Genomic DNA, 15,147 nt, shown 5'->3' with positions numbered 1-15,147 from the left:
ACCAATTATCTCTATATTTCTCAAGCCTGGGGCAGGCAGTTGAAGCCTCCGGATAAATTGAAAAGAGCAACAATCAACCTTGTAGAGGCTGTTAGACGTTTTACAGAAATAAAGGCCAAGGTAAACACTCACTTGAATCTCGATGACAAACAAAGACTATTTGAACAACCTTTTTTAATTGTATCAACTGATAATACTTTTAAACTCACGGAAGCGGAAACGAAAAATTTCGGTCTCTATCTTCGCAGCGGCGGATTTGCCTTTATCGATAATTGCGCTTTTCTGGATAAATTGGATAAGGTTGAGGCAGCATTGAAGCAGATATTACATGATTCGCTCGGTTCCGATGCGAAATTTTCAGATATACCTGATAACCACCCATTGTACCATTCCTTTTTCGATTTCAATAATGGCCAGCACGGAGGGTATGAAGATCATATAATGACACCTGAGGGAAATTGGCTTGTAAACCGAAAAATGAACCTTGAAGGCATCTGGCTTGATAACCGTCTCGCGGTTATTTATTCGAACAATGGCTATGGATATAAATGGAATGAAATGACAAATAACGATCCCCAGCTTAAATTCGGTGTAAATCTTGTAGTATATGCCTTTACACAGGATGATGGGATCGGGTATAAGAAATTCCTTAAAACCAAACCCTAAAAATAATATAAAACCCCCAAGAAAATCCTGTTTAATAGATATTCACACATCCTTCGTCATTGTAAGAATTTAGGCATCTTTCAGATTTTCCTCCAATTTTGAGAGTCTCCCCCTTGGTTATGATTTCTGGATGCTCTATGAGTTTTCCAAGCCAGAAATGATTACTCTTCCAGTAAACCATTTGAAGGTGTTGTTTTATGAGAAAATCTTCTCTATTTCATAAAACATGTTGATAAGTAGCAGAAGAGCCTTTACCTATCTTTTTAAGAGAGGAGATTATAGGGTGAGTTCCTTTTTTTTTATCCCTTCCAGAATCCCGACGTTTTCCCGCCCCGTTTTATCATCCTGTCGAGCGCCAGCATATTCAGCATCAGATGCCGCGGGTTGTGAAAAAGATCAACATTGTTGTAATGCGGGATGAAGACGACCTTGCGGGCTCCAGAGCGTTGAAACATCGGGAAACCATATTTTTTCATGTAAAAGTTGTCGTTGACATAGGCGAAAGTCTTTGAGAACAGCTCCTGCGCCCAGTTGGCGCCGGTGTGCTCTATGACCATCATGGCGCCGATGAGAATCTCCTCGTGCGGCCACATCGCCTTTTCCAGGATCCAGTCGTTACGGGCGATATTGCGGCAGCCGGAGAACGCGCCGCCGTAAACATGGTCCCAGGAGCACTCGATATGCCGCCGAAACCGCTCAGCGGCTAGATCGAAGAGCTTTTTATCCTTGAGGCGCATGGCCTCGGCCATGATCATCCAGAGGGTCTCCCAGGCGTGGCTGGTGTAGGCAAACTGGTCGAACGGGCTTGCGGGACGGGAGAGATCGTGGTTGATAAGCTCGTTGTTGAGGGCGAAGTCCGGATTGAAATGATAGTTCATCACCGCGTCCACACTGCGCGCCGCCACCTTTTCAACCTCGGGATCGGGTTTCAGCTCGAGCATCCGGGTTGCGCATAGAACGAGGGTCATCCATACTCCCCCGATCCGCGCTCCGGGTAATTGGAGAGGGGCTGCGCCCAATTGGTAGGATGCCGCGATGTTCGGGTAATAGTCGGGACGGTCGTACACTCGGACGCATTTCAGCATGATCTCTTTGGCGATATCCCAGTACTGCATGTCGCCGGAAGCCTTGGAGAATTCGGCCAGCCCGCCCGCGATAAACATGTCGCTGTAGACCTGAGTGTCCGGCCCTTCCTTGGGTTTGCCCTCGCGGGTTATCATACGGGTGAAGAGGGTATCGCCGGAGGGTTTCAGTTTCAGGGTAAATTCCACCGCACGGCGCGCCACATCGAGATGGTGCGGGTCTTTCGTGATGTGATTATAAAGGTAGGAATAGGTCCAGGTTCCACGGCCCAGGTACCAGGCGTTCTTGTCGGTGTTCAGCCGGGCGCCGTCACGGTCGGCGCTGCACATGAATCCTCCGTACTCGGTATCGATGACATATTTGTCCATGAACGGCAGGAATTCATCGAAAAGATAGGAATGGTAGCGCTCCCGCAGCTCTTTCAATGAAAGCCCGGAAAGCTTCCCGCCTCCGGCGGTTGTTCCAAGAAAAGTGCGTCGATTCATGGCGGATACCTTATAAATGAGAAAAAACTTTTAGACAGGATTTACAAGATTTACAGGATTTAAATATGATCTGACAATAATGATATGAAACTCCCGACTCAGCCGAAAACCTCACCCGCCCTTCGGGCACCCTCTCTATCCACCCCACAAGTGCAAGCACTTGCGGGAACCCCGGAGTCAGGAGAGGGAAATAACAGTACAGGTGATGAGTCACCCCTCTCCTGGATAGGAGAGGGGACGGGGGTGAGGTAATGAACTTGAAATTCATGTCACATCCGCTGCAAATGGCAGAGCGCAATAGACCCCGAAACAAGTTCGGGGTGACAGTGTTATGCTGAACTTGTTTCAGCATCTATTAAACATCATCTTTTATCACAAGAATCACACGCATCAGTGGTTCAGACAATCTTTATTGATTCATCATCACCGATACAAAGCTTTCCGGCCCCAGCGTTCCGGCAGTGTTCCTTACTTTCACCCGGAGCGTATTCAAACCCTCGTGGAGCGGCCACTCGAAGGACGAAGAAGCATTCTCTTTCCATTCACCTTTGTCGCTCTGAACAAGAAAGGTCTGAAAACCGGGGGTTTCCGTGTCCGCATCGACCCGCAGGACATCCGGGCGGACGGTTTCGCTTACAGTCAGCTCCGACTGGTTGAGCGCCGGATAGAAATCCTGGCGGCGGTCGGTATGGAGAGCATACTCACGTTTCCGGGGAAAGGTATCGTTGAAGTAGCCATAGAAGAGAGGCCCGCCCCAGTTGCTGGAGATGCGCCAGGGCACCGGAGTCGGACGGCTGGCGAAATCGTTCCGCAGTACCATGCTCAGGTGCCCTTTCATGAGGAGAAGCTCCGGCCCCTGGGTAATATCGCGGATGGAGAATTTGTTGTTCCCCTCACGGTAGGCGACCCGTACCTTGTAAGCCAGGGAGTCGTTCGGCACCTGCGCTTTGAGGGGGTCTTCCCAGGTCACCGGGCGGGTTAATATCTCCCGCAGGCGGTCGTTTACCTCGACGAGGTTCATGGGGATGCCGGTATCGGGGTCATAGATGTAGTAATCGCGGGTGGCGTCCATGAAAACCCATTTGTTGAGGTCGTTGGACCAGACTTCGACCACCTCATGGCCATACGTGCTCATGGTGGCGATATTCACCCAGCGGGCGGGATAACCCATTGCCAGATACGCCTCGATCAGGGTCAGATTGCAGTAGAGACAATGTCCCACCCTGCGGCGGCCTTTGGATTCGAAATCACGGTCGTAGACGATATTCCCCTTGTCGTCCTTCTTGAGTTGGGCGAGATCGGAGTATCTCCAGGCATAACGGTCAAGGCCCTTGATGGGTATTTCGTACGCCCAGCGCATGAGCTTGAGCTGCGCCTCGAATTCGGTGCGGGCGCCCGCAATTACCTTGTCCAACTCGAACTTCTCACGGACATCTTTCAGCTTCAGGAAATCCTCGTGGGCAAACGGAACCGAGGGACGGATCACCCGGCCGTTCCTGAATTCCACGAGACGATGGAACCCACCGGCCTTGACGGGGACTTCCTCCGCCGTGGTTTCGACCGTGACTCCTTTGAGAACGGGCGTCGCCAGCGGATTGGACGTTTTCATGGTCACTTTGAACTGGAGGTATCTCCCGGAAGGGTTTTTCCATACCCGTGAGAAATTCTTTACCGGCTCATAGGAAGACCAGCCTTCCGCAGAATGGACCGGATTACGGCCCAGGCGCGCGGAGACTACCGCTTCCGTTCCCTCCGGGATGTCCATATCCCAGAGAACCCGGCAGTCGTGAAGATTCAGGGATTTCTTTATCCCGGCCTTTCCCTGCTCTTCGGCCAGATCGATGACCGGAGAGATATATGCGCCTTCCGGTACAAACCGGTCCAGGCTCAGGCGGATGCAGTATTCGCCGTCGATCTCGTCCTTCCAGCCGAGCTTGTCGAAATCCCAGGTCTTGCCGCCGTCATGGCTTTTGGCGCTCCGGTTGGGATGATGGAGCCGCGTCTCCGACCCGCGTTTATATTCAACCTCGGAGGCGACCATGATCTCCCAGCCCGGTTTCTCCGACTCGGCCCAGAGGATGATCTCGTTGACCCCCTTGCGCAGCGTACCGGAGGGGATTTCGACCCGGAACCAGTTGTCGAAATCGGCGCCATTCGTCCATTCGCGGGTGTAATACTCCCTGGCAAGAGGGAAGACGTATTTTGTCGGCAGGCGGAGAAACTGTTTCCCGTTGATGCTGATGTGCAGGGGCTCTTCGTTGCCGCTCATTTCGAGCCCGTTGAACACCAGGTACCCGGCGAAAGCCCGGGGATCATCGAGCACCAGGTCCTTCCTGGCCATGACTCCGCGCCGGAGCTTTTCAAACCAGGAGCGGTCCTTTGCGCCCTGCGGCATGCCGATGGCCGGGGCGTCGTCCTCGACCAGGAGCATGTCGTCGAGTTTGAACGCCTGTTCGAGCCGGTTATAGCGCACCTGCTGGAGCTGGCCCCGTTCTTCCAGGGCGGCGGCGCCCAGGCTGAATTTCACTTTCACCGGTTCACCGGATGCCGCTCCGGTAAAAAAAGCCGCCCCGGCAAGGCTGAAACAGAAAAGAATTTTCATACGCACGGGTAGATTACCTCGTTCTTAAAGATTTGTGAAAAAGTTTAAATGCCTGTCCTTTTCTTTTTCCGCCGAAACTCACCCCCTGACCCCCTCTCCTATAGAGGGGGAACTAGAAGGCTCGCAACGAGTTATCTCCTCTATAGAATAGAGAGGAGACCAAGAGGTGAGTTTAGAAAAAGCGGGAATTTCATTCAAATAACCCTGATGTCTTTCCGCCCCGCTTGATCATGCGGTCAAGAGCCAGCATATTCTGCATGAGGTAGCGCGGGTGATGGAAATGCTCGCAGCGGCTGTAATGCTGTACAAACGTTATCTTCCGGTCTGCGTAGGCTATCCAGAGCGGGAATCCGTATTGCTTGAGCGGGAATTTCTGCATCACATAGGTATGGAGCTTTTCGTACCAGTCTTTCGCCCACTGCGCCCCGGTGTGCTCGACCACGCAGAGCGTCCCGATAAGCACTTCCCCCTGGAGCCATTCCGATTTCTGGCCAACACTCCAGACATTCTGTTCGACATTGTCCAGCCCGGCAAACATGCCGCCGTAGACATCGTCCCAGAAGACATCTGCGGAGCGCTGAAGGTATCCGGCCGCACGGTCGAAGAGCGCCTTGTCCTTCGTCCGGACCGCATCGTAAAGGATCATCCAGAGGGTTTCCGGGCCGTGGCCGATGCAGGTCTGCCCGTAGTTATCGCTCTTGATGCGCGAGAGGTCGTGGTTCAGGTTCTCATTGATGAGCCCGTAGTCGGGGTTGTAATGATGATCCATGACCGCTTTGACGCTCCGGTCGGCGATGGCCGCGACTTCTGCGTCCGCGCGGTTCTCGAGCATCTGCTGGGCGCAGTTGAGAAGAACCATCCAGTGCCCGCAGAATCTGGGGCGTTCAACCCCGGGCATGTTTTCATCAGCGGGGACTGCCTGCATGGAACCGCGGGAAGGTCTTGCTGCTGCGGCGGCAGCTCCGGCAGCAGTTCGCGCTCCGGCAGCTCCGGGCGCTCCGGCGGGCCTTGTTCCCTGTGTTCCGCCCCTGCCGCCCCTGCCTGCACCCTGGCCCTGACCGGTTCCGGTCCGCGCCGTCATGCTGCGTCTGGCGCCGGGAGGAAGGTCGCCGTAACCGGGGCGGTTGTCATAAATATCCACGCACTTGAGGAGTATCTGTTTGGCCATATCCCAATATTTCTCATTCCCCTTGATTTTGGAATACTCCTGGAAACCGTTGGCCACAAACACATCGCCGTAGAAAATCGGATCGGGCGCATCCTGGAGCGGCTTGCCTTCCTTCGTGTATCCGGCCGGCATGAGCTCTTTCCCCAGGGGATTCTGCTTTTCGATGAATTCCACGGATTTTTTAGCCACTTCAAGGTATTTCGGGTCCTGCTTGATCTTGTTGTAAAGGTAGGAGTACGCCCAGATGCCCCGTCCTTCGTACCAGGTGCGCTTGTTCGAGTCGATCTGGGTGCCGTCGCGGTCGACTGTGCACATGAATCCGCCAAGCTGATGGTCGATCACAAATTTGTCCATGAACGGGAGGAAATCATCGAAGAGCCAGTACCGGTGCTCCTCACGGAGTTCCTCCAGAGTTTTTCCTGCCATTTTGCCATCCGGCCCGGTCACCCGGTTCGAAGAAGACGTCGTTGCTTTTCCGCATCCGGCCAGCCCTGCAGCCGCGACACCGGTTCCGATTGTCGTTCCCAGAAATGATCTTCGCTTCATGGTTCTTTCCTCCTTTTTGATGGTTCAGACATGGTATGTATGACGGTAACTGTTTAAATTCGGAAAGTATATTAGATGCCGAAACAAGTTCGGCATGACACGTGTCACCCTGAACTGGTTTCAGGATCTAAATTCATTATCCCATCATCCCCGATGATCTCCCGCCGCGCTTGATCATACGGTCGAGGGCGAGCATGTTCAGCATGAGGTGACGCGGGTGGTGGAAATGCTCCACCCGGCTGGCATGCGGCTGGAAGGTTACCTTGCGGTCGCCCCATTCAATCCACAGGGGATAGCCGTACTTCTTGAGCGGGAATTTCTCCATGACGTAGGTGTACATACGCTCGTACAACTCCAGCGCCCAGGGCGCTCCGGTGTGCTCATAGATACAGAGCGAGCCTACGAGGACCTCTCCCTGCTCCCAGAGCACCTTGCGCAGCGAAAAGCGGTTCTCGTCAACATTATCGAGACCTTCAAACACGCCCCCGTAGACATTATCCCATGCAACCTCCACATGGCGGCGGAAACGCTCGGAGGCGGTGGCGAAGAGCTTTTTGTCCTTGCGGCGGACTGCTTCGTACATGATCATCCAGAAGGTCTCGATGGGATGTCCGAGGAAGGCGTCCCGGGCTGTCTCAGCGTTACGGGAGAGATCGTGGTTGAGGGTTTCGTTATTGAGCTGGAATTCGGGATTATAGTGGTAGTTGAAAATTGCGTCGATGGAGCGGTCCAATACTTTTTCGAGATCCCCGTCAAGTTTGTTTTCAAGCGCGCCGGAAATGGTATTGATGAGACACATCCAGACTCCCGAAACCCGCTGGCCGTCCTTTTCATAATCCGGGCGGTCGTAGAGCCGTACATCCTTGAGGATGGTGTCTTTGGCGAGATTCCAGTACTGGCTGTCCCCGGTCGCTTTCGAGTATTCCTGGAGGCCGAGCGCAATAAAAAGGTCGCCGTAGAGACGGGTGTCCGTCCTGCCGTCGTTCGTGCCGTCGCGTTTGTAGTATTCAGGCCAGAGGTTGTCCCCGGAGGGTTTGTATTTCATGATGAATTTTACCGATTTGTCCGCTACATCGAGGTATTTCTGCTCCTTCGCAAGTTTGTTATAGAGGTACGAATATACCCAGATGCCGCGCCCTTCGTACCAGCCGCGTTTGTCGGAAGAAATCTGCCTGCCGTCGCGGTCCGCTGTGCACATGAACCCGCCCAGCTCATGGTCTATCACATACTTGTCCATGAACGGCAGGAAATCGTCGAACAGCCAGTAGCGGTGCTCCTCCCGGAGCTCCGGGAGCGTTCTCCCGGCGATTTTCAACGGGGAGGCGCCTGCGGCAGAAACTTCGTCAACGTCGGTTCCGGCGAGCAGTGCGGTGGCTCCTGCCGAAGCGCCGAAAAAGATGCGTCGTTTCATGATGTTCCTTTCCTTTGAATCATCCGTTCGAGCGCCTGCAGGTTGAGCATGAGGTGCTGCGGATAGTGGTAGTTATCTACACGCTCATCCTTCATTTTGGAGGTATCGATGCGATCGGGGACAGTATACCAGGGATTATAGCCGTGAGCGCGGGCATCGAAAGTATTTTTCATATAGTGATAGGCCCGGTCGTACCATTCCAGCGCCCAGGGCGAGCCGGTATGTTCCACAAGCATGATGAGGCCGATAAGTATCTCGCAGTGAAAGAGGAGTATCTTATCCAGCATCCAGGTATATTCGTAAACATCATCGAGCGAACGAAATACGCCGCCAAATACAGGGTCCCAAGCCACTTGCAGGTGCCGGGAGAATCGTTCGGCCACTGTATCGAAAAGCTGCTTGTCCCTGCGGCGCAGAGCCTCGTCAAGGATAAACCAGTGCACTTCAAGGGCGTGGCCGAGGTAGGACCACCGTTCGTACTCGTTATCCGGACGGGAGAAATCATGGTTCAGTACTTCGTTCACCAGACGGAAACGGGGGTTGAAGTGACGGTTTATGACGGCGTCAACGCACCGGTCGGCAAGGGATTCCAATTCGGAATCAGGCCGTGATTCTAGCATCTGGGAGGCGATCCGGATCATGATCATCCAGTGCCCCAGCATCCGGGGTGCGGTTATATCCGGCAGCTCCGGGCGGAAGGATTTTCCGGGGTAATCCGGGCTGTCGAACATCCGCAGGCATTTCATGAGGATGCCTTTGGCCTCGTCCCAATACTTTTCCAGCCCGGGGGCCTTGGACAATTCCTGCAGGCCCAGAGCGATAAACAGGTCGCCGTAGATTTCACCTTCGGTGAGCGGCTGCCCCACACGGGTAAAGGAGGCCGGCCAGAAAGCGTCTCCCTCCGGTTTGAGCCGGAGGGTAAATTCCGCAGATTTGGCGGCAATTTCAAGATGGCCGGGGTCACGACCCATCTTGTTATGGAGGTAGGAATAAATCCAGATGCCGCGGCCTTCATACCAGGCGCGTTTTTCCGTGTTGACATGGATTCCGTCCGGAGCAGCATGGCAGAGAAAGCCGCCGTACTTGCGATCGATCACGCAGCGGTCAACAAAGGGCAGATACTCTTCATACAAATCATGGCGGTATCTGTCGCGGAGTTCTTCCAGGGTCATGCCCGCAAGGGTGGAAGGTGTGCTCATAGTTTTTTCTTTCTATTTTTATATTTGTAAAGAAAAAGAAATTAGACATGATTTACAAGATTTACAAGAATAAATTTTTTTTCTTTTAATTTCAAATCTTGTTAATCATGTTAATCCTGTCTGCTATTGTTTTTTCTTTCTTTACCCAAATATCCCTGAAATCTTCCCTCCCTGTTTCTGTATCCGCTCTATCGCCAGAAGGTTCAGCATGAGCTGCCTTGGCTTATGGAAGTTGCAGATACGGTCGTAGTTCGGGTCGAAGGTGGCTTTGCGGTCCGGGAAGAGCATCCATCCCTGGTAGCCGTAATTTCTCAGGTCGAGCTTGTCGCGGATATAGCGCTGGTTCCGTGCGAACCAGAATTTCGCCCAGTCAGCCCCGGTATGCTCGATGACCATCATGGTTCCGATGAGGATTTCCGTATGGAGCCATAACGTTTTGGACATTTCCCACTGATTTTTATCCACATTCGTAAGTATCTGGAACTCGCCTCCATACACGTCGTCCCAAAATACCTCGATCATCCTTTTCAGCCGCTCCGCACAGGTATCGAACAACTTTTTATCCTTATCCTGGACCGCCTTTTCCATGACCATCCAGAGCCCTTCATGGCCGTGGCCGACACAGTAGTCGCGGAATCTTTCATCCTGTATGGGAGAGAAATCATGATTGCGGTATTCGTTGAAAAGTCCGTATTCGGGGTTGTAATGTTTGTTCATGAACGCGTCCTGGCACCGGGCGGCTATCTCCTCGAGCTGCGGGTCGAGGCGTTTCTGGAGCATCTGAAAGATGAGCCGGAAGGTCAGCATCCAATGCCCCAGAATTCTCGCGCCCTGAGGAAGTTTTGCACCTCCTGCGGCCATTGTGCCTGAAATGACAGTCTGGTAATCGGGGCTGTTGTCGTAAATATCCATTATCTTGAGCACTATCGTTTTTGCCGCATCGAGGCACCACATTTGGTTCGCGGCCACCGCAAACTCCTGCAAGCCTTCTGCGACAAAGATGTCGCTGTAGATGTCGGTGTCCGGCCCGCCGATCTGTTTCCCCTCACGGGTGAACCATGCGCCCCAGAGGGTGTTTTTCGGCGGAGTGGTTTTCAGGATGAATTCCACTGATTTACGGGCCACTTCAAGGTGTTTCGGGTTGCGATCGATCGTGTTGTAGAGGAAGGAGTAGACCCATATCCCGCGTCCCTCGTACCACGTCCGCTTGTTCATGTTGGTGTGAACACCGTCGCAGCGGGCGTTGCACATGAACCCTCCGTATTCGCGGTCGATCACCCACCTGTCCATGAGAGGGAGGAAGATATCGAAGAGTTCGGAATGCAGCTCTTTGTGCAGCGCATCGAGACTCATGCCTTCGATGTCGGTGATTCTCACCGGACTGGTGGATTTCGCCGCCAGTTTGCAGGAAAATGGTATACCCGCGGCGAGAACGCCGGTTCCGGCTGCTGCCGGGAAAAATGTCCGTCGTTTCATGAGAAACTCTCCGAAATTTTACCATCACGCCTGATCATCCGCTCGATGACCAGCAGATTCCGCATGAGATGGCGCGGATGGTGGAAGTTTTCGGCGCGGCTGGCGTGACGCTCGAAGGTCACCTTCCTGTCGGCGTAATCAATCCAGAGGGGAAAGCCATACTGTTTGAGGGGGAATTTCGCCCGGACATAGGTATAGAGCCGCGAGAAGTACTCTTTCGCCCACTGCGCCCCGGTGTGCTCGATGACAAAGAGAAGCCCGACCAGCATTTCCCCTTGCAGATACTGAGCCTTGAATGTTTCCCAGACATTGTCGTCCACATTTTTCAGCGTGTGGAACAGCCCGCCGTACACTTCATCCCAGGCCACCTCGAAGAACCGGCGCAGGCGCTCGGCCGCAGTGTCGAAAAGCCGCCTGTCCCTGCGCCGGGCGGCCTCATACATCACCATCCAGGCGGTTTCGGTGTTATGGCCGAAATCGATATAGTGCGCCAGCTTGTTGTCCACCCGCGAGAGATCGTGGTTTATCACCTCGTCGTTTAGGCGGTATTCCGGGTTAAAATGACGGTTCATGATGGCGTCAAGGGCGCGGTCGGCGATCTCCTGCACGAAGGAATCGGATTTGTATTCGAGCATGGTGGTAGCCTGGTCCAGGAGGCACATCCAGTGCCCCTGGATGCGGGGGCCGGGTACGCTGATCCCCTCGACGCCGGTGAAGAAATCGGTTCCGGCGGGCGGGTAATCCGGGCTGTCGTAGATTTTCATGCTCTTGACCAGGAGGTCTTTGGCAATGTTCCAATAAGTATCATCTCCGGCAGCCTTGGCAAACTCGGCCAGACCGTTGGCGATGAACAGGTCTTCATACACCCGGTTGGTCGGCCCTTTGATCGGTTTTCCCTCGCGGGAGTATACCTCCGGCCAGAGAGCGGCGCCTTCCGGTTTGTTCTTGAGTGTGAACGCCACCGTGCGCTTCAATTCCTCCATGTGCTTCGGATTCTTGTCCAGGCGGTTGTAGAGGAACGAATAAGTCCAGATTCCCCGACCTAAGTATCGGGCGGCTTTTTCATCGCTGATCCTGGTTCCGTCACGGTCTACGGTAACCATATAGCCGCCGTACTGGTGGTCTATTACATACTTGTCGTGGAACGGGAGGAAATCATCGAAAAGGTCATAGTGGTAGAGCCTGTGAAGTTCATCGAGGGTGTATCCGGCGAGCTTGCCGGAAGAGTCGGTTACTTTTGCAGCCTGAGCAGCGGCGGAGGCTGTTCCGGAAAGTGAAACCGCCGCGCCCGCTCCGGCTGCAGAGGTTATGAAGCGCCTTCGTTTCATGGTAGTCCTTACCAAAACGGTTTTCTGTCGTTCTGAGCAAAATACGAAGGGCGTGCGGTAACAGCAAGAGGGAAATGGTATAGATGCCGAAACAAGTTCGGCATGACACTGGCGATAGTGAGGTATAGATGCCGAAACAAGTTCGGCATGACACGTGTTATCCTGAACTCGTTTCAGGATCTATTTGCTTTCCCATCGAGTTGCAGGTAAAGCCGATGGAAAAGGCGGTATAAATTTCTCCTTATCCCCACACACCCGACACCTTTCCGCCCCGCTTGATCATACGCTCGATTGCGAGCAGATTGAGTATGAGATGGCGCGGGTGATGGAAGTTCTCCGCCCGGCTGGCGTGGCGCTGGAATGTCACCTTCCGGTCGGCGTAATCGATCCAGAGCGGGAACCCGTACTGCTTGAGCACCCACTTGTCACGGATATAGGTATAGGTTTTCGAGAAGAGATCCTTCGCCCACTCCGCGCCGGTATGCTCCACGATGCAGAGCGAGCCGATGAGAATCTCCGCCTGGAGCCACTGAGCCTTCCCGACAACCCAGATATTATTGTCCACATGGGTGAGGGTGTGGTACGCCCCGCCATAGACATGATCCCAGGCCACATCGACATGACGGCGGAAGCGCTCGGCGGCGGTATCGAAAAGCTTCTTGTCCTTGCGGCGCAGCGCTTCGTACATGACCATCCACATCGTTTCGATGGAATGTCCGGTGACCACGTACTGGTTGTAATCGTTGTCCGGGCGCGAGAGGTCATGGTTGAGCACTTCGTTGTTGAGCTGGTACGCGGGATTGTAATGCTTGTTCATCTCGGCGTCGAGAGCGCGGTTGATGAGCGCCTCCATCTCCGGGTCGTAGCGTTTTTCGAGCATCGTGTTGATGGTGTTAATGAGAACCATCCAGTGTCCCTGGATGCGCGGGGCATTCACCGTAGGGCCGCCCTTGCCGAGCGTTTCCGGGGGATAATCGTCGCGGTCATAGACCCGCACGCATTTGAGGATAATCTCCTTGGCGATGTCCCAATATTTCTCGTTGCCCGGAGATTTGGAAAACTCAGCCAGGCCGATGGCGATGAACATGTCGCCGTAGAAGCGTGTTTCCGGAGGCGCGATGGGCTTGCCGTCTTTTGAGAAGGTCGCCGGCCAGAACGCTTCGCCGGAAGGTTTCCGCGCGAGGGTGAACTCCACCGCCTTACGGGCGGCTTCCATATTTTTGGGATTATTATCCACCTTGTTGCAGAGTAAGGAATAGGTAAAGATACCCCGGCCGAGATACCATGTGCCCTTGTCAGAGCTGATCTGGGCGCCGTCGCGGTCAACCGTCACCATGAAACCGCCCAGATCATGATCGACCACATACTTGTCGTGGAAAGGGATATAATCCTCGAACAGGTCGTACCGGTAGAGCTTGCGGAGCTCCTCGAGTGTATATCCGGCGAGCTTGCCATTGTAGGTGGCCGAGGCCGGCTTTACTGCGGAATGAGCCTCGCGCGCAGGTAGTACGCCGATGCCGGATGCCGCCGCTACGGCTGAAGCCCCCAAAAAAGAACGTCGTTTCATAAACATCTCCTGTTTTTCGCTTTGCGCCTCTTTATTAAATTAGATGCCGAAACAAGTTCGGCATGACACGTGTCATCCTGAACTCGTTTCAGGATCTAAAAAATTAGCAAACCATGTTATCCGAAAAGTCCCGATACCCTGCCGTTTCTTTTTATCATCGCGTCCAGTGCGAGGATATTCTTCATCAGGTGGCGCGGGTGGTGAAAATGCTCGCAGCGGCTGGTCTTACGGACAAAAGTCACCTTGCGGTCGCCTCCTACCACCCAGAGCGGGAAACCGTACTGTTTGAGCGTCAGCTTCTCCAAAGCGTACTTGTATGCTTTCCCGAACCAGTCTTTGGCCCACTGGGCGCCGGTGTGCTCGCACAAGAGCAGGGTTCCGATGAGAATTTCCTCCTGAAGCCAGGTCACCTTGTCCAGCGCCCAGATGTTCTTGTCCACATCGTACAGAGCGCGGAATGCTCCGCCGTAGACATTGTCCCATGCCACCTCTATATGCCGTCTGAGACGTTCGGCGGTCAGGTCGAAGAGCGCCTTATCCTTTCTCCGCACAGCCTCATGCAGCACCATCCAGAATGTTTCGATGGCATGGCCGGTGTAGGAAAACTGGGCATATTCTTTATTACGGCTCATATCGTGGTTGAGAACTTCGTTCTGGAGGGCGAAATCAGGATTGAAATGCTTGTTCATGATAGCATCCACCGCACGGCTGGCAAGGGCTTCCACCTGAGGGTCGGATTTCATTTCCAGCATCTGGGTGGTCAGATCGATAATCACCATCCAGTGGCCGAGCACGCTGGGAGCTGTAAGGGGAGGGGGCGCTCCCTGGGGTACTGCATAGGTTACAACATAGTCGTAATCGGGGCTGTCGAAATCTTTCATCCGCCGGAAGAGAATCTCTTTTGCCATGTCCCAGTACTTTTCGTTCCCTTTGGACTTGGAGAATTCCTGGAGCCCGTTGGCGATGAAAAGGTCGCCGTAAATGTCGGGTTTGCCGGAGAGGGGAGTCCCATCCTTTTTGAATGCGCGCGGCCAGGGATTATCGCCGGAAGGCATAATCTTCATGACAAATTCGACGGATTTGCGGGCCGCTTCCAGATATTTGGGATTGGGATCCACTTTGTTGTAGAGATAGGAATAGGTCCATATTCCTCTTCCCTCATACCACGCCGACTTTTCGGAGGAAATCTGGGCGCCGTCACGGTCGACAGTGCACATGAATCCGCCCAGCTCATGGTCTATCACATACTTGTCCATGAAGGGAAGAAAATCAGTGAAAAGATCATACCGGTACTGGTCCAGAATCTGCTTCAGAGTCATTCCGCCAAGCTTGCCGTTATCGGTAACGGAAGCCGACGCAGGGGCTGATTCGGCGTTCTTTACCGATACCATCCCCATTCCGGCCACAGCCGCAGTCCCCGCCGACCGGGTGAAAAACGAACGTCTTTTCATACATCCTCTCCTTATATGTATGGGGGTACTGTCAAAAATAATATGAAAAAATGAGAAAGCTGTGGAAATGACGTAACCATTGAAAAGTCTTTGACTTTCCAACAGTTACTTGGAAAAACGTTTCACGTTTTCCCACATTACCACAGCTACTACAACAATACACGC

General features: G+C 53.6%; 10 protein-coding genes. 1 reads left to right on the top strand and 9 read right to left on the bottom strand.

Going from position 1 to position 15,147, the window contains the following annotated elements; all coding sequences use genetic code 11:
- Positions 1–666 (top strand): DUF4159 domain-containing protein (locus Q8O92_15210; GenBank protein ID MDP2984667.1); only part of this gene is annotated, 666 nt, incomplete at its 5' end.
- 299 nt (positions 667–965) lie between these two features.
- Here Q8O92_15210 and Q8O92_15205 read toward each other — a convergent pair.
- From Q8O92_15205 to Q8O92_15165, 9 genes are all read right to left on the bottom strand, one after another.
- A complete protein-coding gene (locus Q8O92_15205) occupies positions 966–2,234 on the bottom strand; it encodes an AGE family epimerase/isomerase (protein ID MDP2984666.1) in 1,269 nt (422 codons plus the stop codon).
- A gap of 409 nt (positions 2,235–2,643) precedes the next feature.
- A complete protein-coding gene (locus Q8O92_15200) occupies positions 2,644–4,842 on the bottom strand; it encodes a transglutaminase-like domain-containing protein (protein MDP2984665.1) in 2,199 nt (732 codons plus the stop codon).
- A 184-nt stretch (positions 4,843–5,026) separates the two neighbouring features.
- Positions 5,027–6,550: an AGE family epimerase/isomerase gene (locus Q8O92_15195; GenBank protein ID MDP2984664.1), complete on the bottom strand. Its 1,524-nt coding sequence runs from the start codon at positions 6,548–6,550 to the stop codon at positions 5,027–5,029.
- A gap of 136 nt (positions 6,551–6,686) precedes the next feature.
- Positions 6,687–7,961 carry an AGE family epimerase/isomerase gene (locus tag Q8O92_15190; protein ID MDP2984663.1) on the bottom strand — a complete coding sequence of 425 codons (1,275 nt, stop codon included), beginning with the start codon at positions 7,959–7,961 and terminating at the stop codon, positions 6,687–6,689.
- Complete coding sequence (locus Q8O92_15185) at positions 7,958–9,160, bottom strand: AGE family epimerase/isomerase (GenBank protein ID MDP2984662.1); 1,203 nt, start codon at positions 9,158–9,160, stop codon at positions 7,958–7,960. Before Q8O92_15185 ends, Q8O92_15190 begins: the two co-directional genes overlap by 4 nt.
- 141 nt (positions 9,161–9,301) lie before the next feature.
- Complete coding sequence (locus Q8O92_15180) at positions 9,302–10,636, bottom strand: AGE family epimerase/isomerase (GenBank protein ID MDP2984661.1); 1,335 nt, start codon at positions 10,634–10,636, stop codon at positions 9,302–9,304.
- The gene (locus Q8O92_15175; protein ID MDP2984660.1) at positions 10,633–11,964 is read right to left on the bottom strand and encodes an AGE family epimerase/isomerase; all 1,332 of its coding nucleotides are present in this window, start codon (positions 11,962–11,964) and stop codon (positions 10,633–10,635) included. Before Q8O92_15175 ends, Q8O92_15180 begins: the two co-directional genes overlap by 4 nt.
- A gap of 241 nt (positions 11,965–12,205) precedes the next feature.
- On the bottom strand, positions 12,206–13,531 hold the full coding sequence (locus tag Q8O92_15170) for an AGE family epimerase/isomerase (protein ID MDP2984659.1): 1,326 nt from the start codon (positions 13,529–13,531) through the stop codon (positions 12,206–12,208).
- Positions 13,532–13,647: 116 nt separating this feature from the next.
- Complete coding sequence (locus Q8O92_15165; GenBank protein ID MDP2984658.1) at positions 13,648–14,982, bottom strand: AGE family epimerase/isomerase; 1,335 nt, start codon at positions 14,980–14,982, stop codon at positions 13,648–13,650.
- Between the last annotated feature and the right edge of the window lie 165 nt (positions 14,983–15,147).

The organism is Candidatus Latescibacter sp. (genome assembly GCA_030692375.1).
GTDB lineage: Bacteria > Latescibacterota > Latescibacteria > Latescibacterales > Latescibacteraceae > JAUYCD01.
This window is presented reverse-complemented; position numbering and strand designations above follow the sequence as displayed.